At 61.8% G+C, this 23,308-nt stretch carries 21 protein-coding genes; 9 read left to right on the top strand and 12 right to left on the bottom strand.

Annotated elements, in window-relative coordinates; genetic code table 11:
- Positions 1–22: 22 nt before the first annotated feature.
- The 5 genes from ACYG9V_RS26475 to ACYG9V_RS26455 all read right to left on the bottom strand — a co-directional run bounded on the left by ACYG9V_RS26475 (position 23) and on the right by ACYG9V_RS26455 (position 6,432).
- On the bottom strand, positions 23–1,285 hold the full coding sequence (locus ACYG9V_RS26475) for an FAD-dependent oxidoreductase (protein ID WP_352765560.1): 1,263 nt from the start codon (positions 1,283–1,285) through the stop codon (positions 23–25).
- A gap of 8 nt (positions 1,286–1,293) precedes the next feature.
- Positions 1,294–2,511 carry an acyl-CoA dehydrogenase family protein gene (locus ACYG9V_RS26470; protein WP_023670868.1) on the bottom strand — a complete coding sequence of 406 codons (1,218 nt, stop codon included), beginning with the start codon at positions 2,509–2,511 and terminating at the stop codon, positions 1,294–1,296.
- Between the two features lie 15 nt (positions 2,512–2,526).
- The gene (locus tag ACYG9V_RS26465) at positions 2,527–3,564 is read right to left on the bottom strand and encodes an ABC transporter substrate-binding protein (protein WP_352765559.1); all 1,038 of its coding nucleotides are present in this window, start codon (positions 3,562–3,564) and stop codon (positions 2,527–2,529) included.
- A 9-nt stretch (positions 3,565–3,573) separates the two neighbouring features.
- On the bottom strand, positions 3,574–4,758 hold the full coding sequence (locus tag ACYG9V_RS26460) for an LLM class flavin-dependent oxidoreductase (protein WP_023670870.1): 1,185 nt from the start codon (positions 4,756–4,758) through the stop codon (positions 3,574–3,576).
- 63 nt (positions 4,759–4,821) lie between these two features.
- The gene (locus tag ACYG9V_RS26455; protein ID WP_352765557.1) at positions 4,822–6,432 is read right to left on the bottom strand and encodes an ABC transporter substrate-binding protein; all 1,611 of its coding nucleotides are present in this window, start codon (positions 6,430–6,432) and stop codon (positions 4,822–4,824) included.
- 313 nt (positions 6,433–6,745) lie between these two features.
- Here ACYG9V_RS26455 and ACYG9V_RS26450 point away from each other — a divergent pair, with 313 nt between their 5' ends.
- The 8 genes from ACYG9V_RS26450 (at position 6,746) to ACYG9V_RS26415 (ending at position 13,124) form a co-directional block, all read left to right on the top strand.
- On the top strand, positions 6,746–7,732 hold the full coding sequence (locus ACYG9V_RS26450; RefSeq protein ID WP_352446284.1) for an ABC transporter permease: 987 nt from the start codon (positions 6,746–6,748) through the stop codon (positions 7,730–7,732).
- Positions 7,732–8,730, top strand: a complete 999-nt coding sequence (locus ACYG9V_RS26445) for an ABC transporter permease (protein ID WP_460222038.1) — start codon at positions 7,732–7,734, stop codon at positions 8,728–8,730. The genes ACYG9V_RS26450 and ACYG9V_RS26445 overlap by 1 nt, the downstream gene beginning before the upstream one ends.
- 2 nt (positions 8,731–8,732) lie before the next feature.
- On the top strand, positions 8,733–9,731 hold the full coding sequence (locus tag ACYG9V_RS26440) for an ABC transporter ATP-binding protein (protein WP_352594888.1): 999 nt from the start codon (positions 8,733–8,735) through the stop codon (positions 9,729–9,731).
- On the top strand, positions 9,709–10,656 hold the full coding sequence (locus tag ACYG9V_RS26435; RefSeq protein WP_352594890.1) for an ABC transporter ATP-binding protein: 948 nt from the start codon (positions 9,709–9,711) through the stop codon (positions 10,654–10,656). The genes ACYG9V_RS26440 and ACYG9V_RS26435 overlap by 23 nt, the downstream gene beginning before the upstream one ends.
- Positions 10,657–10,676: 20 nt before the next feature.
- Positions 10,677–11,732 (top strand): aldo/keto reductase, encoded by a 1,056-nt coding sequence (locus ACYG9V_RS26430; protein ID WP_023670876.1) that lies wholly within the window; start codon positions 10,677–10,679, stop codon positions 11,730–11,732.
- Between the two features lie 111 nt (positions 11,733–11,843).
- Positions 11,844–12,347 (top strand): NAD(P)H-dependent oxidoreductase, encoded by a 504-nt coding sequence (locus tag ACYG9V_RS26425; RefSeq protein WP_280938714.1) that lies wholly within the window; start codon positions 11,844–11,846, stop codon positions 12,345–12,347.
- 208 nt (positions 12,348–12,555) lie between these two features.
- Positions 12,556–12,750, top strand: a complete 195-nt coding sequence (locus ACYG9V_RS26420; protein ID WP_023701119.1) for a hypothetical protein — start codon at positions 12,556–12,558, stop codon at positions 12,748–12,750.
- A 188-nt stretch (positions 12,751–12,938) separates the two neighbouring features.
- Positions 12,939–13,124 carry a hypothetical protein gene (locus ACYG9V_RS26415; protein WP_023697125.1) on the top strand — a complete coding sequence of 62 codons (186 nt, stop codon included), beginning with the start codon at positions 12,939–12,941 and terminating at the stop codon, positions 13,122–13,124.
- Between the two features lie 173 nt (positions 13,125–13,297).
- Here ACYG9V_RS26415 and ACYG9V_RS26410 read toward each other — a convergent pair whose 3' ends face one another.
- A complete protein-coding gene (locus tag ACYG9V_RS26410) occupies positions 13,298–13,501 on the bottom strand; it encodes a hypothetical protein (protein WP_155921622.1) in 204 nt (67 codons plus the stop codon).
- A gap of 371 nt (positions 13,502–13,872) precedes the next feature.
- Entirely contained in the window at positions 13,873–14,244 is a 372-nt protein-coding gene (locus tag ACYG9V_RS26405; RefSeq protein WP_023670881.1) for a response regulator, read from the bottom strand.
- 486 nt (positions 14,245–14,730) lie between these two features.
- On the opposite strand from ACYG9V_RS26405, the gene ACYG9V_RS26400 reads away from it, so the two are divergent.
- Complete coding sequence (locus ACYG9V_RS26400; RefSeq protein ID WP_023697126.1) at positions 14,731–15,423, top strand: N5-glutamine methyltransferase family protein; 693 nt, start codon at positions 14,731–14,733, stop codon at positions 15,421–15,423.
- 53 nt (positions 15,424–15,476) lie between these two features.
- Here the strand turns inward: ACYG9V_RS26400 and ACYG9V_RS26395 are convergent, their stop codons facing one another.
- Genes ACYG9V_RS26395 through ACYG9V_RS26375 form a run of 5 tightly spaced genes read right to left on the bottom strand, consistent with a single transcriptional unit; the run spans position 15,477 to position 23,106 of the window.
- On the bottom strand, positions 15,477–15,743 hold the full coding sequence (locus ACYG9V_RS26395) for an acyl carrier protein (protein ID WP_023670883.1): 267 nt from the start codon (positions 15,741–15,743) through the stop codon (positions 15,477–15,479).
- Positions 15,744–15,798: 55 nt separating this feature from the next.
- Positions 15,799–17,355, bottom strand: a complete 1,557-nt coding sequence (locus ACYG9V_RS26390; protein WP_023830100.1) for a class I adenylate-forming enzyme family protein — start codon at positions 17,353–17,355, stop codon at positions 15,799–15,801.
- Positions 17,345–19,372, bottom strand: a complete 2,028-nt coding sequence (asnB, locus tag ACYG9V_RS26385) for an asparagine synthase (glutamine-hydrolyzing) (RefSeq protein ID WP_023697128.1) — start codon at positions 19,370–19,372, stop codon at positions 17,345–17,347. The genes ACYG9V_RS26390 and asnB overlap by 11 nt, the downstream gene beginning before the upstream one ends.
- A gap of 6 nt (positions 19,373–19,378) precedes the next feature.
- Positions 19,379–20,359, bottom strand: coding sequence for an NAD(+) synthase (gene nadE / locus ACYG9V_RS26380; RefSeq protein ID WP_280790677.1), 981 nt, complete (start codon positions 20,357–20,359; stop codon positions 19,379–19,381).
- Positions 20,356–23,106 (bottom strand): non-ribosomal peptide synthetase, encoded by a 2,751-nt coding sequence (locus ACYG9V_RS26375; RefSeq protein ID WP_023691500.1) that lies wholly within the window; start codon positions 23,104–23,106, stop codon positions 20,356–20,358. The genes nadE and ACYG9V_RS26375 overlap by 4 nt, the downstream gene beginning before the upstream one ends.
- Positions 23,107–23,308 lie beyond the last annotated feature (202 nt).

The following is a 23,308-nucleotide window of genomic DNA, read 5'->3' as shown; positions in this document are numbered from 1 at the left end:
TGTCAGCCGATTCTTCGAGGCGCTATTCGGCGGCTTCCTGTTGACGGCGGCGGCCTGAGAGCACGTTCTTCTGCATCGCGGTCAGCGAAGAACGCACGGCTTTGGCGCCGTGCTCCAGCATTCTGGCCTCGTAGTGCGACAGTGCCTGGAGAAGCGGCTTGTCGCCGCGTTTGGCGGCCACGAGTTCGGGCACCAGCAACCCGGCATCGTAGATCGCGGTGTTGCCGCCAAGCGCGCGGAAATAGGTCATGGCGTGGATGGCGTCGCCCAGCAGCGTCACCTGTTTCGTCGGCCACGGATCGACTGGTTCGGAGCTATGGACATGCAGCAGCGCCACCGTCGACGGATCGGTATAGCGGATGAGGTTGAGGAGCTCCGGATGCCAGTGGCCGATCTTCGAGATCAGCAGGCTGAGCAGTTCGGCGCCGGAGAGCTTTGCCAGCGCGTCATCCGTGGCAAGCTCGTCCTTCTCATAGGCGGTGTTCCACCAGACATAGCTGGTGGTGTTGTTGAAATGGAAACCGGCAATGTCCTTGTGGGTGTCGTCGTCCAGCCCGATCAGCCCATATCTATGATAGGCTTCGACATTGACGCGGTGGCTGGTGACCATCAGCCCATGACCTTCTGTCGGCCTGACGCTGGCATTGTAGTCGAGCAGCAGCGGCGAGATCTGGTGAAGGGCTGCCGCATGCAGCGTCATCTTGCCGGCCAGGCGCCTGACACCGGTGTCGAAGCTCCCCGCATGCGGCACCAACTGCTGGCGAACGCGCGAGCGGGCGCCGTCGGCACCGACCAGCACATCGGCATGGATTGTCGAGCCGTCCTCGAAATGCACCGTTACCGAACCGTCCGGCTGCTCCTCGTAGCGTGAAAAGACCTTGCCGTAGCGCACGACACCGTCGAGGCCGGACAGCAGCACCTGGCGCAGCGTGATGCGGCTCACCGACTTTTCGATATGCGTGTCGTCAACCTCGCCCTGCGCATTGCCGCCACCCCAGGCATCCTCGCCCAAGGTTTCGAAATTCTCGTCGAGCAGGATGTTGCGGTCCGGCGCCTGGCCGAGCGTGGCGACAAAGGCTTCGTAGAGTTCCGGCGGCAGATTGGCGATCAGCGAATCGATGCCGCGCTGGCGGATGCGCAGGCGGAAACCCTGGACATAGTCGGTGCGGGCGCGATCCTTCTCGAAGACGGCGACGCCGATGCCGTTCTTCTTCAGGCCCTGCGCCAGTGTCAGGCCGCCAGGGCCTCCACCGACGATGGCGACTTCGACATGTTCGGATGCCATGACGCCGCTCACCCGACCGCTTTGAGCCTGGGTTTGACAGCAACAGCCGGCGGCTCGGCTACCTGAGGGGCAGCGTGGCGGCTGAGCGCCGCTTTGGCGGCGATCGTGCGGATCATGTGGTTCTGTGGTGCATGCGAGCGCGCGGTCAGCGTATCGCGATGGTGGCGCTCGAGCTGGAAATCTCTGTTGAGGCCGGGATTGCCGGCAAGCTCCAGCGCCAGCGAGGTGACGGCAACGGCATTGTCGATGACGACATGCCTGACCGTCATGCCGTCGGTGCCGACCGGTCGGCCGGCATCGACATCTTCGGCGAGCGAACGCAGCAGCCGCGTGCTGGTCGCAAGCCGAACCTCGATGTCGCCCAGCCCCGCCTGGATGTGCGGCACCGTCGATAGCGGCGCGCCGAGGCTCGCCGGCGCGTGCGTGGTGACGAAGGAGGCCAGCCGGTCACGGGCCGCGCGGGCCGCACCATGGTAGACAGCGCCGATCAGCGAAAAGAAGAACGCTGTCGGCCCTTCTTCACGCCTCAGCGGTTCAGACGCCGGCTGTGCCTCGGTAATGTCTTCGGCAGGCACCACGACATTGTCGAGGATGACATCGTCGCTGGCGGTGGCCCGCATGCCGGCGGCATTCCATGTCTTTTCGACGCGCAATCCCGGCGCATTGGTCGGCACCAGGAACGAGGCGAGGCGCGGTTGCGGCTCGTCGGTCAGCGCCAGCAAGTTCACCCATTTCAGAATGGGAATGCCGGTGACGTAATTCTTGTGGCCGGATATCCGCCAGACATTGCCGTCGCGCCGGGCAATGGTTTCGGGCGGCTTGCCATGAGCGGGCGAGCCGATCCCCGGCTCGGCCTGCGCGGCGTTGATCAAAGCAGGGCCGAGGCGGCCGGCCTCGACAATCCGCTGCACCAGATGGCGCGGCCATTTGCCGGATTTCCGCAGCGCGTACTGGCTGTTGTAATGCATGGCCAGCACCAGCGCCGTCGACGGCTCGCCACGGCCGATCTCGGCGATCACTGCCTGGGCTTCCACCAGCCCGCCACCGAGGCCCCCATGCTCGCGCGCCGTCACCAGGCCAAGCAGCCCGGCCTGGTGAAGCCGGTCGAAATTGGCGAACGGAAAATCCCCGGTCGCGTCGTGATGCGCGGCGGTCATCGCGAAGTCGTTGGCAAGGCCGGCTGCCGTGTCGAGGAGTTGTGGAAACTCGGGAATGGTCGAGGTCATGAAGCTGGCTTCCTCTCAGGCGGCGGCGCGAATGGTCACCAGATCGAGCGGCCGGCGATCGACCCATTTCTCGACGTCGAAATCGCTGGCGAGAAAACCCCAGTCGCACAGGAAATCCTTGTAGTGGGAAACCGCCGCGATGAGCTCGGGCTGCAGCCCGAGGCCGAGATGTTTGTGGACATCCGGACCGTTGGCCGCCAGCACCTGCTCTTCGGTGGCGCCGGATTCGCGGGCAACGAAGCGCCGCGTCTCGTCGGGATGCGCCTCGGCCCAGGCGCTGGCGCGCAGGATCGTCTCGATCAGCCGAGCGACCAGATCGGGGCGTTCTTCGGCCAGCAAATCGTCGACGGTCAGCACGCGCGGCGAACCGGAATTGATGCGGATATTGGGCTCCGGGTGGAAGCCGAATTCGGCGACCTGGATGGCGCCGATCAGATTGGCGACATTGATGCCGGCCGTGCCCTTGACATAGATGGCGTCGACCTCGCCACGGATCAGGGCTGCTGCCTCCTCGCCATAGGCCTGCTTGCGCTTGAGGCCGAACAACGATGGCCCTTCCTGGCTGTCGAGCACACTGTCGGTCAGCGCGATGTCGACGATCTCGACGTCGGCATGGCTGAGGCCCTCGAGCGACAGCGCCGATACCAGGCCCTTCAGCGCCGTCGCCCGCATGAAATCGACGATGCCTTCGGGACGCCGGGCGATGCCGAAGCGGCGGCCTTTCAGGTCTCTGGTCTTTTTGATGCCGGAGCCGGGCAAGGCGATGATGGCCTGGAACTCGTCGGTCCAGGTGATGCCGACGAGACGCGTCTTGCGCCCTTCGGAACGGGCACGGATCGGCGGCACGTTGCCGCCGTGGCGGAACGACCAGTCGAGCGTGTGGTTGAAATGGCTTTGGCGGATATCGCGGTTGGGCGAGTCGATGATCGACTTCAATTCGATCCCTTCCTTGCGGAAGGTTTCGTCGAGAAGCCCGAGTTGTGCCGCAAGTCCGACAGGCGTCGGCACCGGGCAGCGTGTGTACCAGATTTCGGAGATCGCAGTCGTGGTCATGATTGCTCCTCAGACGTTGCGCAGGCCGGCCTGCTTCATCAGCGGCAGGATGTTCTCGCCGAAGAATTCGAGATCCGGCTTGAAGTCGAAGAAGGACAGTTGCAGTCCGTCGATGCCGGCGTCCTTGAGCTTGACGAACTGGTCGACGATCTGCTCGGGCGTGCCGATGAGATAGATGTTGCCGCCGACCTTGGCGTAGGGATCGTCACGGCCTTCTCGACCTTTCCAGGCCTGGGCGTCGCTGTTGAAGGTCTGGAAGCCTTTCGGCGTGCGGCTGTCGGCATGGGCGACGATCTGGTCGGCGACCGCCCAGGCTTCCTTCTCGGTCGGACGGCTGATGACCAGCGGGTTGAGCAGCGTGCGCACGGTGCGGCCGACACCGAGGGCCGCGTCCTTTACCTTCTTGGTATGCGCCGGCAGCGCCTCCAGCGCGCTGGCTATGTCTGAGCCGGCCGGGCTGGTGACGAAGACGATGTCGGAGTAACGGCCGGCAAAGGAAATGCCGGCGTCGGAGCCGGTGGCGTTGACCAGGATCGGCCGGCCGTAATTCGGCTTCGGCGTGACAAAGCCGCCGTTGAGCTTCCAGCTCGATTCTCCGGAGAAGGAGAAATTCTCGTCGTCCTGCCACAGCCGCTGCAGCACTTCGACAAACTCGGCGGCGAGTTCGTAGCGGCGGTCATGCTCGATGCGGTTCCAGCCGAACATCTCGTGTTCGACGGCGCGATGGCCGGTGACCACATTGATGCCCCAGCGGCCGCCGGAGATGTGGTCGAGAGTAGCGCCGAATTTCGCCAGATGCAGCGGATGCCACGGGCCGTAGAGAACATGCATGGTCGAGATCAGCATGATCCTCTTGGTGATCGCGGCCATGGCTGCGATGGACACGAAACTGTCAAGCGCCTGGCCGTTGAAGACACCGCCATAACCACCCTTGGGCAGCCATTGGCTGAGGGCAAAGACAAGGTCGAAGCCAAGCTCTTCCGCCCTGAGCGTCAGGTCGCGATTGTAGTCGAAGCGCCAGTCGGTCGAACGCTCCAGGGTCGAGTTGGTCCAACCACCGGCCTGGATCGGCAGGAACAGCCCGAGCAGCACCGGCTGCTGAAGCGCTTTCGACAGCGGGCTGTCGGGATAATCGGTGGGCGCCCTGAAGAAGGGCGTGCCGACGATGGAACCAGGCTTATGGGCGAGCGTCATGGCGAACTTTCTCGGATGGAGGCAGGGAACCCGTGCGTGAAGACCGCGCACGGGTTTGGCGGATCAGGCGACGATGTGGGCTGTTGCGAGGGAGCCGGCATTGCCCTCGGCGCCTACCGTGTGGTCGGCGATGCGCTTGTTGTAGAGGGTGATTTCCGGCTGGCTGACGATGCCGATGTCGGGCAGGTCCTCGACCAGGATCTGCTGGATCGCGGCCCATTGCTCGAAGCGCTTTTCGTGGTCGACCTCGACAGCGGCCGCTTCAAGAAGTTCATCGACCTTGGGGTTGCTGTATTTCGAGCCATTCGAGAACGGCACGCCCGGCTTGAAATTCTTCGACCAGTAGAGGCGCTGCACGCCGACCGTCGGGTCGAACAGATTGCTCATGCCGTTAAAGGTGAAGTCGAAATCACGGTCGGTGTAGATGCGCTTGGTGTAGGTGGCGAAATCCTGGCTGCGCACGGTGACCGCGATCCCGACCGCGGACAGCGCCTGCTTGATGTATTCAGCGCCACGCTTGTAGGTCTCACCGCTCGGAACATAATCGTGGACAAGCTTGAGCCGGACGCCGTCGGCGTCGCGCGGCAAGCCTGCCTGGTCGAGCAGTTTCTCAGCGGCAGCAATGTCGACCGGATAGGTCTTCAGGTCGGCGACGAACCACTTCTTCAGATTGGGATTGATCGGGCCCGGAATGGTCGCGCCATAGCCGTAGTTGATGGTGTCGCGGATGATGTCGCGGTCGATGACATGGGCGAAGGCGCGGCGGACGCGAACATCCTGGAAATAGGGTTTCTCCAGGTTGAACTCGACCCGGCTGATGCCGTTGGAATACTGGTAACCCTGCTTCTCGAAGCCGATATGCGGCAGCGTTTCGAAGCGCTGCAAATCGCTGTACGGGATCGGCGTTGCCGGCGCCAGGTCGATCTCGCCGGTCTCGAGCGCCAGTGCGCGTCCCGAGGCGTCCGGAATGAAACGCACGATCAGCCGGTCGAGATAGGGGCGCGGTGCATCCCAATAGCCGGGGTTGCGTTCGTAGACGATGTGGCTGCCACGGACCCATTCCTTGAAGACGAATGGGCCGGTGCCGATCGGAGCCGTGTTGACCGGATTCTCGGCGGCCTTGCTGCCGTCATAAAGATGCTTCGGCACGATCGGCGTTTCGGCCGCGGCCAGCGCCGTGATCAGGTAAGGTGCCGGCTTCGACAGAACCAGCGTCACGGTCAGCGGATCCGGCGTCTGGATTTCGACAAGGTTGAGGAAGGTGTTGCGGCCGCGCGGATGAACCTCCTTGATCGTGGCGATCGAATAGGCGACGTCGGCAGCGGTGAATGGCTGGCCGTCATGCCACTTCACGCCTTCGCGCAGCTTGAATGTGTATTGCAGGCCATCGTCGCTGACCGACCACTGCCTGGCCAGCGATGGCCGCGGCGTGAGATCGAAATCATAGGTCAGCAGGCCCTCGGTGGTCTTTGCCGAGACGTAGACCGAATTGAATGCGGTGTGGGCGATCGTCGTCAGCACCGGCGGGTCGGCCGAGAGCAGAAATGTCGCCGTCCCGCCCTGCTTCGGCTCGGCGGCGTAGGCTCGGCGCGATGCCGGCAACAGGGTCGCTCCGAGCGCGGCTGCCGAGATGCCGAGGAACCTGCGGCGGTTCGGAATGAGGAAATGAGACATCGCGCCCTGGTCCTTTTTTGCTGCCGACCCCGATCGACCGGTTGTCGGCCGCCGGGTGAAAAATCCGTCGTTCCAAGAGCGGGGCCGTTTGTGAAAAGATTTGGCCGATCCGCTCCCGCACGTAAGATTTCATACTTCAAATGGCTATTTTTGTAGCATGAAATGAAATTCTATTCTGCAATGCTGCCATTTGCAGAACAAAATTTCTTAAATCAGGTTTGACAATGTCTATAAATCTTGTCAACTAAAAAGCACGGAACTTCCGGGAAACAGCAAACCCGCATCGTCAGCCACAGCCGGGATAGCGAAAACGATGTCGACCCTGACGCGCATTGGCAGAACCTTCCGGCGCACGGCCATCCAGGCGGTGCCAACCGTTCTGGGCATCGTCATCCTGAACTTCTTCCTGCTGCAGCTTGCGCCGGGCGATGCTGCCGACGTCATGGCCGGCGAGGCCGGTTCGGCCACGGTGGAAACCATGGCTGCGCTGCGCGAGCGCTTCGGGCTCGACAATCCGCTGCTCGTCCAGCTGTTCAACTATCTCTACAACCTGGCGCATTTCAGCCTCGGCTTTTCGCCGCGCTACGGCATGCCGGTCGCCGACCTGATCGGCCAGCGGCTGCCGGGCACACTGTTGCTGATGGCGGTGGCGCTGAGCATCGCCATCGCACTCGGTCTCGTCCTCGGATCGTTGATGGCGGTGTTTTCGGGACGCCTGCCGGATCGTCTGCTTTCGGTCGTTTCGCTGCTGTTCTATTCGATCCCGGGCTTCTGGATCGGCTTGATGCTGATCGTGCTGTTCTCGGTCAAGCTCGGCTGGCTGCCGAGCGGCGGTTCGGGAACCATCGGCAGCAACCTGACCGGCCTTGCCGGCCTGTGGGACAAGGTGCGCTACATGATCCTGCCGGCGCTGTCGCTGGCACTGTTCTACGTGGCGATCTATGCGCGGCTGACGCGTGCGGCGATGCTGGAAGTCCAATCGCAGGACTATGTGCGCACCGCCGCCGCCAAGGGCTTGTCGCCAACCATCATCACCATCCGCCATGTCCTGCGCAACGCGCTGATCCCCATCACCACCATGGCCGGCATGCATGTCGGCGGCATGCTTGGCGGCGCCGTTGTTGTCGAGACCGTCTATTCCTGGCCCGGCCTCGGGCGTCTCGCCTTCGAGGCGGTCATGGGCCGTGATTTCACCGTGCTGCTCGGCATCCTTTTGTTGTCGTCATTGCTGGTCATCATCGCCAACGCGACCGTCGACCTTCTGCACGCCTGGCTCGACCCCCGCATCGGAGTACGCTGATGGCTTCCACCGACTTTGCCGCCGGCGACATCCGCTCCCGCGGTCTCTATGGCGACGCTCGCGAGCCTGCGGCACCGGCTGAACCCGAGGCGAAGAGCTGGAGCAATCTTCACGCGCCCGACGCGCGCTCCGCCTCTGCGGCGTCGGTACCGATTGCAGCCGGCGGCCGGGCGCTGAGGATTTTCCTGCGCAATCCCAACGCCATGTTCGGCGTGGTGTTCCTGTCGCTGGTCGTGCTCGCAGCATTGCTGGCGCCCGTCGTTTATCCGGCCGATCCGCTGTCGATGGTGGCGCGGCCCTTCCTTTGGCCGGGGCAGAATCCTGGCTTTCCGCTGGGCACCGATTCCATGGGCCGCGACGTGCTTTCCGGCATTCTGCACGGTGCGCGGATTTCGCTGTTCGTCGGCCTGGTGGCGACAGCACTTGGCCTGAGCTTCGGCATCCTTGTCGGCGCCACCGCCGGCTATTTCGGCGGCTGGATCGATGACGTGCTGGTGCGCCTGATCGAGATCTTTCAGACCATACCGAGCTTCGTGCTTCTGGTCGTCATGGTGGCGATCGCGCAACCGACGGCGCTTGTCGTGACGGTGGCGATCGCCGTCATCACCTGGCCGACGGTGGCGCGGCTGACCCGCGCCGAATTCCGCGCCATTCGCGAAAAGGATTTCGTCATGGCCGCGCGCAGCCTCGGCTATGGCCATACCCGCATCATCTTTCGGGAGATATTGCCAAACGCGCTGCCGCCTTTGATCGTGACCTCGTCGGTGATGGTGGCAACCGCAATCCTGATGGAATTGGCGCTGTCCTTCATGGGCCTCGGCGATCCCAATGTCGTCAGTTGGGGTTCGATGATAGGAGCGGGCAGGGAGTTGATCCGCACCGCCTGGTATCTGACAGCACTGCCGGGGCTTGCGATCGTCTTCACCGTGCTGGCGCTGAACTTGATCGGCGACGGCCTCAACGACGCGCTTAACCCGCGCTTCTCGCAGGAGCGCTAGAGATGGCCGCTGCTTTGCTCAAGGTCGACAATCTGACGGTTCGCTTCCCGAGCACCGAGCCGGTCAGCCGGCTGAGTTTCGAGGTCGGCGAAGGCGAGACGCTGGCGATCGTCGGCGAATCGGGCTCCGGCAAATCGCTGACAGCACTTGCCCTGATGCAGCTTCTGCCGCGCTCGGCGAAGATCCCCAATGGAAGGATCGAGTTCGCCGGCAGGGATCTGCTCGGTCTCGACCAGAAGGCGATGCGGAACCTGCGTGGGCGCGAGATCGCCATGATCTTCCAGGAGCCGATGACGTCGCTCAACCCGGTGCTGACCATCGGCCGGCAGATCACCGAGGTACTGACGCTGCACGAAGGCATACGCGGCAAGGCAGCGCGGAACCGTGCCATCGAGCTTCTCAATCTGGTGCGTATTCCCGATCCGCAGCGGCGCATCGACGACTATCCCCACCAGCTTTCCGGTGGCATGCGCCAGCGAGTCATGATTGCCATTGCCGTTGCCTGCCGTCCGCGCCTGCTGATTGCCGACGAACCTACGACGGCGCTGGATGTGACCATCCAGGCGCAGGTGCTCGACCTGCTCGATACGCTGCGCCGCGAACTGTCGATGGCTGTCGTGCTCATCACCCACGATCTCGGCGTCGTCGCGCAGTGGGCCGACAAGGTCGTCGTCATGTATGCAGGACGCAAGGTTGAACAGGCGCTGCCCGGCGCGCTGTTCAGAACCCCGCTCCATCCCTATACGCGCGGCCTGCTGGCCGCTTCGCCAAGGCTGAAGACCAATCTGCACTACCGCGACGCCAGGCTGACGGAGATACCCGGCGGCATCGTCTCGGCCGCTGGCGAGAAAGGCTGCCCGTTCCGGCCGCGCTGCGCGGTGGCGCGCGATAGCTGCGCTCATTTCGTGCCCGACCTCGTCGAGGTGAGCGAGGATCGCCTCGTCGCCTGCCCCTACAGCTTCATTCCGGAGGTTGCGCATGGCGCTGCTCTCGGTCTCTGACCTCTCCACGCATTTCCATGCTCACGGTGGTGCGTTGCGCGCCGTCGACGGCGTCTCGCTCGAGGTCGGACGCGGCGAAACGGTTGGCCTCGTAGGCGAAAGCGGCTGCGGAAAATCGACCCTCGGCAAGACGATCATGCGGCTGGTCGATCCGACCAGCGGCAAGATCGAGTTCAACGGCACCGACATCACCGTTCTCGACGCCCGCCGGCTGAAGGCGGCGCGCCGCAACATCCAGATGATTTTCCAGGATCCGTTCGCGTCGCTCAACCCGCGCCACACGATTGGCGACATCCTGACCGCGCCGCTGAAAGTCCATAGCATCGGCAACAAGGCCGAGCGGCGCAAGATTGTAGAGGATATCATCGAGCGCGTCGGTCTGCCCAAGGATTCGCTTGGCCGCTACCCGCATGAATTTTCCGGTGGTCAGCGCCAGCGCATCGGCATCGCCCGGGCACTGATCCTCAATCCGGAACTGGTCGTCTGCGACGAGCCGGTGTCGGCACTCGACCTTTCGATCCAGGCCCAGATCCTCAACCTGCTGGTCGACATGAAACGGCAGCTCGGCCTGTCCTACCTGTTCATCTCGCATGATCTGTCGGTGGTCCGCTATTTCGCTGACCGGGTGCTGGTCATGTATCTCGGACGCATCGTCGAAAGCGCCGACAATGCGACGCTGTGGACCTCGCCAAAACATCCCTACACGCGCGCACTGATGGACGCCGTGCCGGACCCGGCGCGCCGGCGCCAGGCAGCGCCGATCCATGGCGATCTGCCGAGCCCGCAGAACATCCCCAGCGGTTGCCGTTTCCACACGCGCTGCCCGCTGGCGACGGATCTCTGCCGTTCGCAGGAGCCTGCATTCCGGGCGATCGCGGCGGGGCATCACGTCGCTTGCCACTACGCCGAACCAACCCTCAACTGAAAGTTCAACGGAGCAAAACAATGTCCGATTACCGCTATCTCGGCCGCAGCGCCCTGAAGGTTTCCCCGCTCAGCCTTGGCACCATGATGTTCGGCGGGCCGACCGAGGAGACGGTCGCGCACCGCATCATCGACAAGGCGCGCGAGCAAGGCGTCAATTTCATTGACACCGCCGACGTCTACCACAATGGCAAGTCCGAGGAAGTTGTTGGCCGCGGCATCAAGGCGACGCGCGATCATTGGGTGGTGGCGACCAAATTCGTCAACTCGCATGACAAGGGTCCCAATCTCGGCGGCCATTCACGCAAATGGGTGATCCAGACCGTCGAGAACAGTCTGCGGCGCCTGGGAACAGACTACATCGACCTGTTCTATTTCCACCGCGCCGTCTTCGATGCGCCGCTGGAGGAGCCGGTGCGGGCCATCGCCGACCTGATCCGCCAGGGCAAGCTGCGCTATTTCGGCGTGTCGAACTTCCGTGGCTGGCGCATCGCCGAAGTCGCGCATCTCGCCGATGAACTCGGCATCGACCGGCCGGTGGCCAGCCAGCCGCTCTACAACATCGTCAACCGCACCGCCGAGGCCGAGCAACTGCCGGCGGCAGCCTATTTTGGTCTTGGTGTCGTCTCCTACAGCCCGCTGGCGCGCGGCGTGCTGACCGGCAAATACGAGCCCAACCAGGCGCCAGCCGCCGATACTAGGGCCGGGCGTGGCGACAAGCGTATCGCCGAGACCGAGTGGCGCCCGGAATCGATCGAGATCGCCAGGCAGATCGCGGCGCACGCAAAGTCGCGCGGTGTCTCGGCCGCCGATTTCGCGCTGGCCTGGGTGCTCAACAACCGGCTGATCACGGCGGCGATCGCCGGTCCGCGCACTGAGGAACAGTGGGACAGCTACGCCAAGGCGCTGGACTTCAGGCTGACCGCCGAGGACGAGGCCTTTGTCGACCGCCTCGTCACCGCCGGCCATGCCTCGACGCATGGGTTCAACGATCCGAGCCATCCGGTCGAAGGCCGTGTGCCGCGTTCCGAGCCGGCCGCACCGATCCCGCTGACGCGGCCTCTGCGCGCCGCCTGACGGTCAGCTGTGGACTGGCGGGGCCGGCGGCCCCGTCAAAGTCTCCAATCATTTCGCACAGAGAGAGAGACCACGAATTTCCATGTCGAACGGCTGCGCCAGAACATCGTCGTGTTGTCAGGCAACACCCATAGGCCGTCGAAATCACGGAGGCTGGCGCATCACCTGGGTGAGGCACTGCGCGAAAAACTGTCGGTCACAGTGAATTTCCTCGATCTCGTCGATGCCAGCCGCGGTCTGGGTGCTGCGTTCACCCGAAAGGAATTGACGCCGGAGGCGCTGGATGTGATGGCCGCGGTCGAACAAGCCGACGCGCTGATCGTGACGACGCCGGTCTATAATGGTTCCTATGCTGGCCTGTTCGACCTCATCGATCCGCTGGCACTCGTCGATCGCCCAGTCCTGATCGGCGCGACGGGAGGCGGCCAGCGCCACGCGCTGGTGGTCGAACACCAGCTTCGCCCGCCGTTCGGCTTCTATTCGGCGCTGAGGGTGCCGAGCGCCGTCTATCGCAGCGACAGCGATTTTGCCGACGGCAAGCTTTTGGATCCAACGGTCCTGGGCTGGCCGCACAGGCCGTGGACCAGTTCGCGACGTTGCATGAGCGGAACCTAATTTGCAGCCGCAAATTAATGTCCAATGAATGAACTCCCAAACCGGAAAAAACTCGTGCCTGACCCTCAACCTCGGCGGGGCTCCAACAAAGGTGTGTTGCTAGCGGCTGCAGCGCTGCTGTTTGCCTTTCTCGCTCTTATTCTGTTTGGGTTTTTTCAGTAAGTGCGCGCGGCGCCGGCTTCCCAGAGAGGGCAGAGCACCTGCCGACGTGATCTTCGATCCGCTCGCGTCCTTGCGGTGGGGCGACTATCCAAGCCGGCTCGGTTCGTCGCTCCTGACGGGTTCGGCGGTCCCACCACAGCAGGATGATCATTCGGCAATTCTTGGCAGCGCCGGTATTCAACTCACGCCCAAAGCGATTGAACTGAAGCTGGCCGTCCATGTCGTGACTGACGCAGCATGAGCCGAACAGGCGAGGCAAGCGCAAGCCTTGAGGCCCAACCGCAGACAGACGAATCACGCTCGTGCAGTCTGGAGACAGCGCAACGAGTTATTCATTCGGGCGCCTTCGCATCACCAGCGGAACGAAAGAGTTAATTGGCGGTTTACTAGGGAAGGATTGCAGGGCGAAAAACATTGAGGATTTCTGCCATGACAATGTTGTTCGAACCACTCGACTCTGAAGGTTACAAGCGCAGCGTGGTCTACCATGCCGCACGCTTGTCCATGCTCCACAATCGAATGCTGAAGCGTTTCGAGAAGGTCGATAAAGCGGCTGAAAAGGTTGAAGCCGAGGTGGAGCTGTTTGATGAAGCTGTTCGCACTCTCTACGAATGAGCGGCATGTTGACCGCCGACGTTCCTGCTAGCGCGTATACGGGCGCGGGGTTCACCGTTGCTCCACCAGGCGATGTCGCGCCGCGGATTTGGGCTTGATAAGCATGATCTAATGTATACGATTCACCCAGCCGGCCTGGCTCCCCCGCCATCGGGCCGGTCAGGCCCGACGGTTCAACGCACCACCCCAAACGACTGTCGGGCCGCCAGGACGCTCACTGCGCAGCCGGGTTCATGCTTTGCCTTTTTTTCTCGAAAAGCGCGAGCTTGGTCATATAACCAATTCTGATTTTTGCATGGCATTGGGTGCAGTTGAAGTTGGATATCACCTTCAACCACGATCCCTTTTTTATGATGACATGAGAACAGTTTGGACATTCCAGTTCCAGGTACTCGTCCCCCATATCGTTTGAAATCGGCACTACGACACTCCCCAACAGTTGCCCGTGAAACTTGCGCTTCGAGATCGGCCGGCACCTCCGTGCTCAAACCCCGAACGTGGGTCCTTGGCAGATGTTCCGCAATCCGACCTCTGGCGACCGGGATCGGACCTAAGTCCAAATCGCCGCCAACAGGCCGAGAAGTGGAACCCCGGCGGATGCTTTTTGAACGCTGAATTTCCGTCCTCGCCGGTCGTAGTCCGCCGTCCTCATGGCCAAAGCGCCAATGTTGCCCTTTGTGAGACTGACCTCGTCCGGCCTACCAGGTCGCCAGGGCGCAACTCCGGTAATAATGCGGCGGAGCGAATGTCAGCGCGAAGCTGTGCGCAGGGACGCCAACTCGCTGACAGCAGCAAGGATGACAGCATCGGTTGCCGGCTTCGGCAGGAATCTGCAGTCGCGGAAAGCCGCGGGAACGTCGGCGGGGCCAAATCCCGACAAGAAGGCAAAGGGGATGCCTCGCGCCTGCAATATCCTCGCCACCGGCAGCCCCGTTTCACCGTTCAGCTGGATGTCTAGCAACGCCACGTCAATCTTGTCCGATTCGACAAGACGCAGAGCGGCGGATACCGACGGCACAGGTCCGACCACCTGATAACCGGCGCGACGCAGCCGCGCGGCAGTGTCCTGCGCGACTAGCCATTGATCCTCAACAATCAGAACACTCACGCTTTCGCTCACGGCCCCTCTCTGCGATTGACCGGAAATGAGATGTCGATCCGAGACCTTCGGGTAGTTGTTTCGACATGTCCGCAAACCTATAGGTAACCTCTCCATGCAGCAAGGTGAGGCTGATGCTGGAGCGGAGGCGCTTCCACCGACCACTTGCTGAATTACCGGAGCCGAAGATTAGCGCGTCAATGGAGCTGCCGTCCGCGCCTCCGCTCCATCAGAGTTGGATAGGCGTTTACCCCTCTCCACGATCCACAAAATCTAAAAGCCGCCGTACCGCGCCATTGGCTCTTCAAAGCATGAGCAGCACCTCTCTCTCCATCTTGGGCGACCTGAGATTGCAATCGGTCAATGAGCGTCAGAAGTGCGATGCACCGAGTTTGTGCCTGCAGTTTTTCGAAGGAAAGGCTTGAGAATTCATGATTTCGGAGCAGGTTTGGCTGGCGCATGAGCGCCGCAGATCTATACTGGGGAGATCAAGCGATGGGGTCGGCCATGAGCAAAGAGTTCAGTGTAGCTGATGCCTATGGCGCCGGCCGCGCCATGTTCATGGGACTTGAACTGCTGGTTTCGCCCGGTGCGCTCGTCCCCAGACCTGAGACCGAGTTGCTCGGCAAGACCGCGCTTGGTGTGTTGCATCAGATGAACCTGCCGGCTCCGCGCATAGTTGATATGTGCTGCGGCACTGGGAATCTGGCGTGCGCGATCGCCTACCATGTGCCCAGCGCCCTTGTCTGGGCAAGCGATCTCACCGATGAATGCGTCGAAACGGCACGCCGCAACACCTCACATCACGGCATGGCTGAGCGTCTTTCGGTGCTTCAGGGCGACTTGTTCGACTCTCTCATCGGCCTTGGGCTAGACGGAACTATCGACGTAATCGTCTGCAATCCGCCTTACATTTCTGAAAAGCGGCTCGAGGGCGACCGCGCCCATCTGATCGAGCTTGAGCCGCGCGAGGCGTTCGCAGCCGGCCCTTACGGCCTGAGCATCCATATGCGCGTACTGAAAGACGCACCGCGATACCTGCGGCGTGGCGGCATCCTGCTCTTCGAGGTCGGGCTTGGCCAAGACCGACAGGTAGCGGGTCTGCTGGAACGCAGCAAGGCATTCGAGAACATCCGTTCGGTCTCGAACGAAGCGGGCGAGGGCCGGGTGGTTCTGGGGCAAGTCAAGTCGCAGGCATGAATCCTGCGACAGTCAGACCAAATACGGGCTGCTCTGGGCGTAACGCTTACCCATCAGTTCATTTTGCGGATGATGTATTGCTCGATCCCCTGGATGGAATCGAGGTTTTCAGGCAGAAGTTCGCTATCCTCGACGGTAATGCCAAAGGTCTCCTCGATGAAGCCGATAATCTCAAGCACACCCGTCGAGTCGACAATGCCTTGATCGAGCAAGGATGCGTCATCCAGCAATGCCTTGACGTCGCTGACGTAGAAATTTGAAACCAAGAAACTACGAATCTGCTCGCTGTAGATTCCGGTGCGTTCCTTGATGGTCAACATGAATTCGTCCTCCGTGGCGTCACCATTAAATCAGCGACTTGGTTCTGGCCCCGCATCATGACAGCGCCGTTTTCTTGAGTTTTCCCGTGTCCGTCATCGGCAGGTTCGCCACAACGACGATGGATTTCGGGACCATGAAGTTTTCCAGACGCTTCTGGCACTCCTTCTGCAGTTCCCTTTCGCCAATGGCTCTTCCATGCTCCATCACCACAAAGGCTTTCACCGCTTGCCCGAGGAGCTCGTCGGGAACACCGATGACAGCCGCTTCCCGGACTCCTGGAATGTCCATGAGTACGTTTTCCACTTCCCTTGGCGCCACCTTCTCGCCTCGCGACTTTATGATCTCATCCCCACGGCCAACGAAGTAGAGGTAACCCTCCGTATCCATCCGGCAGTAGTCGCCGGTGTATAGGACCTGCTCGCCGGGCAGCGGGCCGGGTTTGAGTTTCCTGGCCGTTGCCTCGGGCTTGCCCCAATACCCGTTCATCACCGTTGCGCCGCGAATGACGAGTTGGCCGACAACGCCTGGGCCTATCCGCCTGTCATGCTCGTCAACGATCCACATCTCCGTATTCGGGATTGCGATCCCTACGCTCAATGGCTTTCGCTCGAGGTCCTCTGGCGGCAAATAGGTGCAACGTTTGCATTCGGTGAGACCGTACATCGAATAGATGCGTGCACCCGAAAACAGCTCGCGAAGCATGAAAATATGCTTGAGGGGTAGGGCTGCCGCAGTGTTTGTGACGTAGCGGATGCTCGAGAAATCCTGGTCTTTGAGGGACCTGAGTTCGGAGAGTGCGGCAAAGATTGTGGGCACGCCGGGAAAGCCCGTAACTCCCTCCTGCCTGATCAACCCGAGGATCTGTGCCGGGAAAGCGAACGAGCGTTCGAGCACCAGCCGGGCGCCGGTACGAAAAGCCATGATCATCTGGTACAGTCCATAATCGAAGGCGAGGGGTAGGACATTGAGGATCACCTCGTCCTCGGCAATCGCGAGGTAGGAAGCGACAGACGCGCACGCGGCCATCATGTTTCTGTGCGTCAGCATCACGCCCTTGGGTTCGCCCGTCGACCCGGACGTGTAGATGATGGCTGCCAGATCAACATCGATGCACTGCCGTGCCGGCGGCGTATCCGCGCCATTGGCGAGGGCGGCGTCCCAGCGCACGGCAAACGGCAGCTGGGCGAGTTCGACGTCGTCGATCGGTCCCGATACGATCACCCGCAGAAGTGACGGGCAGCCGCGCGCCGGCTCGCGGAAGATCGCTTGCAGATGGCCGTCCGTGATGAGCGCCGTCGGCCGGCAGTCGTTGAGCAGATAATCGAGCTTGTCGCTCTTGGTGAGCGGGTTGACGATGCACACCACCGCATTCGCCTTTAGCACCGCCCAGAAGCTAACCACCGTCTCGACGGTGTTGTCGGCGAAGATCATCACGCGATCACCGCGAACGACTCCGGATGCGGACAGGTCCCAGGCGATCGCGTTGGCTCGCGTTTCGAGTTCGAGGTAGGTGACACGCTGCCTGTTGCACACCAGCGCCACCTTACTTCCGTGTCGGACGGCGGAATGGGCGAGGTAGTCATGCAGCAATGGTACGGCATCATGCAACATACAGGCGCTCTTCCCGATGTTCGCAGTCGACGTCGACGCTGAGCGTGCATTCGAGCGTTGCACTGGGACAACCCGCGACGAACTGCTGATGAAGAAGTTGGGTCGACAACACGCCGACCAGCGCCATGTTGTCGGCATTGGACAGGTCGCCATCGCCAGTTCTGGCCTGGCATTTGGCAAGCAGGTGCGTGACCCCCTTTGGATCGAAGACATTCGCCTCGCGCAGGGCCTTCTGCGAAACCGCCTCGCGAGCGTAATCCGGAGCGTCTGCGCCGACGAAGCAAAGCGCGTTGGGCGCGCGGAAGGGCTGCTTCTTGCGGGCTACGATCTCGGAGGGCAGGATGGGTGCCGCCATGCGCTTCAGCACGTGCTTTTCGTCGAGGCCGCGGAGTTTGAAGGAGGGTGGCAGCGAATTCGCGAGCCTCACAAGTTCATCGTCCAGGAACGGGAAGCGCCCCTCGACGGAGTGAGCCATCAGCATCCTGTCGCCTTGCGAGGAGAGCAGATAGCCCGACATCAGTGTTTGCACCTCGAGATACTGGTCCTGCGCAAGGGGACTCCAACGGGCAAACTGCGCGGGCAGACGGGCGAGCAACTCGGACACGGCGTCGCGGCCCTGCGTTCGAGCCCGCATATCGGCCGTAAACAAGCGCTTGATGGCCCTGGTGGTTTGCCAGCGGGTTTCATGAGCAAAGCCCGGCGCGTCGTAAGCCTGAATATTTCGCCCGAAGAACTGACGCGCCATCGCCTGCTGTTGCACCGGCGAGCGGGTGAGATAGGGGTAAAGGCGTTCCAGGAGCCGAGAGCGTCGTGTCGAAGTCGGGTGGCGCCCCCAGAAGCGGCGGACCTTGCCTTCGCGGAACAGGTCGTAGCCGGCGAACATTTCGTCAGCGCCTTCGCCGGTCAGCACGACCTTGATTCCACGCTCGCGCACTAGGCGCGAGAGCAGGAAGAGTGGCGCCGGGGCAGTCCTCAGTATCGGGCGTTCGGTGTGTCGGATTACCTCCGGAAAGATTCCGGCTATATCTCTGCGCGAAACGACCACTTCATGGTGCTCACTGCCGGTCGCCTCGGCAACCATTCGCTGGAAGCGGGTCTCGTCATATTCGGCGTCGGCAAAACGCAAGGAGAAGGTTTGGAAGCGATCGCCCGCGAAGCGCCTCGCGAGCGCGGCCACAAGCGAACTGTCCAGCCCTCCGGAGAGGTAGCACCCGACAGGCACGTCGGCGCGCACCATTCTGAGCGCCGTCGCGGCCTCAAGAGCGCTAGACACGCGGTCCACCGCGTCGTTGGAGGACCCGGGGAACTCGCCCTGCCGCGATCCGAAATTGTCGGGATAGGAAGGCTGCCAAAAAATCCGCTCACGAACGGTGCCATCCTGATAGATGCGGACACGACCCGGCTCGAGTTCGTTGATTCCGTGGAAAACTCCTTGCGGCGGAACGACCGTCCAGAGCGTGAACGTCTGATCGATGCCGGCTGGATCAAGGGCGCGAGGTATGGTTCGATCGGCCGCGAAAATGGCTTTCACTTCGCTGGCGAAATAAAGCCGGTGCGCATGCTCGCTGAAATACAGCGGGCAAATGCCGAAGCGGTCGCGCGACAATATAAGACGATTGGCCACTGAATCCCAGATCGCAATTGCCCATTGGCCGTTCATCCGCTCGAAGGCCGTTTCTCCCCACTCACGATAGGCGTGTAGCGCGACCTCCGTGTCGCTGCGGGTTCGGAAGCGGTGGCCGAGCGCCGTGAGTTTTTCACGCAATTCGACGTAGTTGAATATCTCGCCGTTGAACACGATCCACGTCGTATCGCCTGTGTCCGCCATCGGTTGCTGGCCACTGGAAAGATCGACGATGGACAGGCGCACATGCGCCAGCCCCGCGCGTCTGTCCCGGTAGAGACCGCGCCCGTCGGGGCCGCGATGCGCCAGCGCGCCCATCATCTGCATCAGCGCCTGCCGCGAAGGAGAAGCCGCTGTGGCATTCAGCGCCACGATTCCAGCGATGCCGCACATGCTCGGTCAATCTCCGCCTTCCGCGGACAGCAAAGGCCGCGCGTGAAGATAGTGGGCCGCCCTTCGTTTCGCTTCGATGTCCTTGAACACTTTCTGAAGCTGGGGCTCGGTGAGGCCAGCAACCGCCGCGAGCTCATTGCTGGCGACCCCGTGGTTCAGGCCGTAGAGGCATAGATCCATCAGGTGATAGGGCAGCGCGAAATAGAATTCTTCCTGGCTTTGGGTCATGGAAAAGGTGTCGGTGGTCGGTGGCCGCTGCCGGATTTCATCATCCACCTCGAGATATTCCGCGAGTTGATAAACCTGGGTTTTGTAAAGGTGAACGATCGGCATCACGTCGGCGGCTCCGTCGCCCTGCTTGACGAAAAAGCCCTGGTCGTACTCGAGGCGATTTGGAGTGCCGACAACCGCGTATTTGAGGCGGTCGGCGTGATAGTATTCCGTCATCTTGCGCAGGCGCTGCTTGTAGTTTGTCGCAGCAACGATCTGCAGATAGGCAGCTGGCGGCAGACGCACGGTATCTACTTTACCCTGCGGATCCTGGACCGTGAGGCGGGTTATATTGAGCCCGCTGCTCTCCAGAACCGACGCGATCACCAGCTTGCATTTCCACCCTTCCCCATAGTCGGGAACGACGGTCTGGATCGCATCGATCTGCCGGCGGTAGGCCCCAATGGCCTCCAGTGCCGGTGCTATGTCCTCAAGGACGCTTTCAATGCCAAGCTGTGCCGCGACGCGGCGGCCAAGTCTCAGGGAGTCGCCGGAAGAATCCCGCTCCGGCATGAACAGTCCCAGGACCTTGTCTTTCCCGAACGCGCGCATGCACAAGGTCGCGACGACGGAGCTGTCGATACCGCCGGAAAGACCGACAACCACGCCGCGACGATGCAGGGTGCCGAGAACCTGAGTGCGCAAGGTGTCAACGATGCGATCGACCTCCGCGCGGGCATCGAGCGTCAGCATGTCCTTGCTGAATTCCGGAATTATGTCGATGACAAGTCCTCCCTTTTGCGAGATTCGGCGGGGGAATAGGTCTGCACGATGGCCGTCTCGATAAGCGGACGGTTGGTGGCAAGGTTTGGTTCGACGACAAGGTCGATGTGGCTGCCCGTGATCGAAATGACGTCCAGGTGTGCCAAGACGCTGTCCCAGCCCAAGGCCCGCGGCATTCCCTCCCTGCGACATCGGAACAAGGTACCGGAGAGGGGCAGAGCCGGTTTCGGTGCCTCAAGCCACTGGAAGAATGACTTCGCCCTTAAAACTTCCTGCAGTTCCAGTTTGGTCCTGAAGATCGTCGGGTTGAACTCTCCATTGGCAAATCTGTCCAGAATCCTGGCCAGACGCGCTTCGCCGCCCACGGCGACGGTGATCTTCGCAAGGGCTCTGCAAGCCATCCGGTGCGCGGATATGCGGTTGGTGCGAATACGATAGAACGTACGGGTAAGAGTCTCCCAATGGTTGCTCGGCTCGTCCAGAAGGCTCGTGTCGAGGATGCCCAGGAACCGCACCGTTCGCCCGGCCTTCATGAGCCGTGCGGCAACCTCGAATGCAACCGCGCCACCCAGAGAATGGCCGAGAAGTCGCACGGAACCCGCAGGTTGGATGCGGCTTATCTGCTCGAGTGCGGCGCCAGCCATGGCGCTGAGGGTGTTGTGTCCGTCCAGTATCGCCGCAAGGCTCGGATATCGGATCGGGTTTACACGGGCGACTTTCCCCATGGCGGCTGCGAACGCAGCGAGGCTCGGACCATAGCCAACGGACCCTGGAAACAGGAAAAGAACCGGGGGGTGGTGCTTCTTTTCGCGCCCTTCGCCCGACCGTGCAGAGACGACCGCCTCAACCATCTCGTCCAAGCTCATGCCGACGGTGAATGCTTCGAGGCCCAGCTCTTGCCCGATGGCGTTTTCGATCGCCATCACGCAGTGCAGCAGCTGCAGCGAATCTCCTCCAGCATCATCCCAGTTTCCCGTGGCAGTGCCTGTGTTGAGAACCTGCGTCCACGCGTGCTGCACTATTTGACGTGTGTCCTTTGCTCCTCCGGCGGGCGGAGCATCGAGAGTGGACGACCGGGCGACTCGCGCCCTCCTTCCGTGCGAACGATCTATCTCGGCCAGTGTTGCCAAATCGACCTTACCTCCCGACAGGCGTGGGATTGCGTCAACGGGGTGCAATCGCAAGGGACGCAATGGTGCCGGCAAGGTCATTCTGAGGAGCTGGCGAAGGTCGTCTGCAAAAGCGCCGCCTGCGAAGCGCTGGGGAACCGCGAAGGCGATGAGTTCCTGCGCGGCCGTTACCATCACCACGGCATCCGCCACCGAAGGCGCGCAACGCAAGACCCGTTCGAGTTCGGCGGGCTCGATGCGTCGACCATTGATCTTGATCTGGCGCCCTTTGCGGCCGACGATCCTCAAGATGCCATCATCGTCGAGCCGAACGAGGTCCCCGGTCGAAAAAAGCCGAGCCTCGGGATCGTCGGGGTCCGGCTGCGCGGGAACGACCACACCGTTCTCCCAATGACCAAGCAGGACATAGCGGCTTTTGATCAGAAGCTCTCCACTTTCGCCTGGCCCTACATTGCGCTCCGCTTCGTCGACGATAGCGAATGTCATACCAGGGAGCAGCCTGCCGACGGGAACCGACGCGTCTTGCTCGGGCCAGTCAGGCGGCAAGAACCATTGCGAACCGATGGTTTCAGTCGATGAGTAGCCGATCTGGATCAGACACTGGTCCGAAACGGCTTTGCGCAGCAAAGCGATGTCCGTCCATGACACTTTCTCCCCACCGATTCGGGCCACTCTGAGCGGCCAGGAAGCGTCGGCGGGCGCCTCAGCCAGGAGGGCTCGAAGCAGTGCCGGCACAAGATAGGCGATCGTCACACCTTCGGACTGCAATCGAGCGCGCGTAGCGCGCAGGCCGACAGCCTCCACCTCGAGAAGATGCAACGTGGCGCCCGTCAGCAGCGCCGCAAAGATCTCCCGGCAACCGGCGATCGTGGCTGGCCCGGTCAGCGGCAGGAAAACGTCATCCGCGCTGATATGGCACGCATCGACATATTGCCGGACCCGCCATAGCAGGCTGCGTTGGCTGTTGACGATTCCCTTGGGGCGCCCGGTGCTGCCCGAAGTGTAAAGCACCAATGCGGGCGCATCGACCGAAACCATAGGGGGCTTATGCTGCTGTTCTGGGTGTTGATCGTTGGACGCCACGGCGGCCGCAATTTCGATCCAGACGATCTCTTGGGCCAATTCGACCGGGCGAACATTTTCGGCGCCTATAATCGCGCCGAGCCCCGCGGCACTGACTATATCGAAAATGCGAGAGGCGGGATCTCTTGTGTTGAGCGGGACCGAAGGCCGTCCCGCCGCCATGGTCGCCAACATCGCCACAGGATACCAAGCGGAGTTTGCTTGCAGGATGCCGATGGCCTGCCCTTCGGGGACGACGGCAGCGATATGAGTTGCCAGCGTCTCGACCGCCCGGAAAAGCTCAGAAAAAGTCAGGCGGTTCGCGCCGTCGCTGATTGCGAGCTTGTCAGGATACCGCCTGGCGACATCTCCAAGGTGGTCGAAGATTGGAGTGTCCGCAAATTTGGCACCCATCTGTCGGTAACGGCGCCAGACTGGCCCCCCTTGGTCAAGATCATATTCGGGAACGACTGACCACTTTCGGGTGGGTCGCAGATCCACCTGTAGGTTTTGATTTGCCACTTCCGAATGCAAACACACTGAGGACATTCAGGGCCCCGCCAAGCTGACGGTCGAACATCGCTCGCCGCGGAGATCTTTTCATCAATCATTCGGATGATGCCTCGATCTTGCCTAGCCAGCGCTTCCCGAGCGTCCTTCAGAAGTTTTGCCATCTGTGTCCAGCACCGGTCGTTTTTCCTTGCAAGCTCCGTCGAGCGCAAGACGGCTTGCCCAGGCAAACGGAGCGATC

The organism is Mesorhizobium sp. W016, from assembly GCF_054719485.1.
The sequence above is the reverse complement of the archived record's forward strand: the minus strand, read 5'-3'. Positions and strand labels throughout refer to the sequence as shown.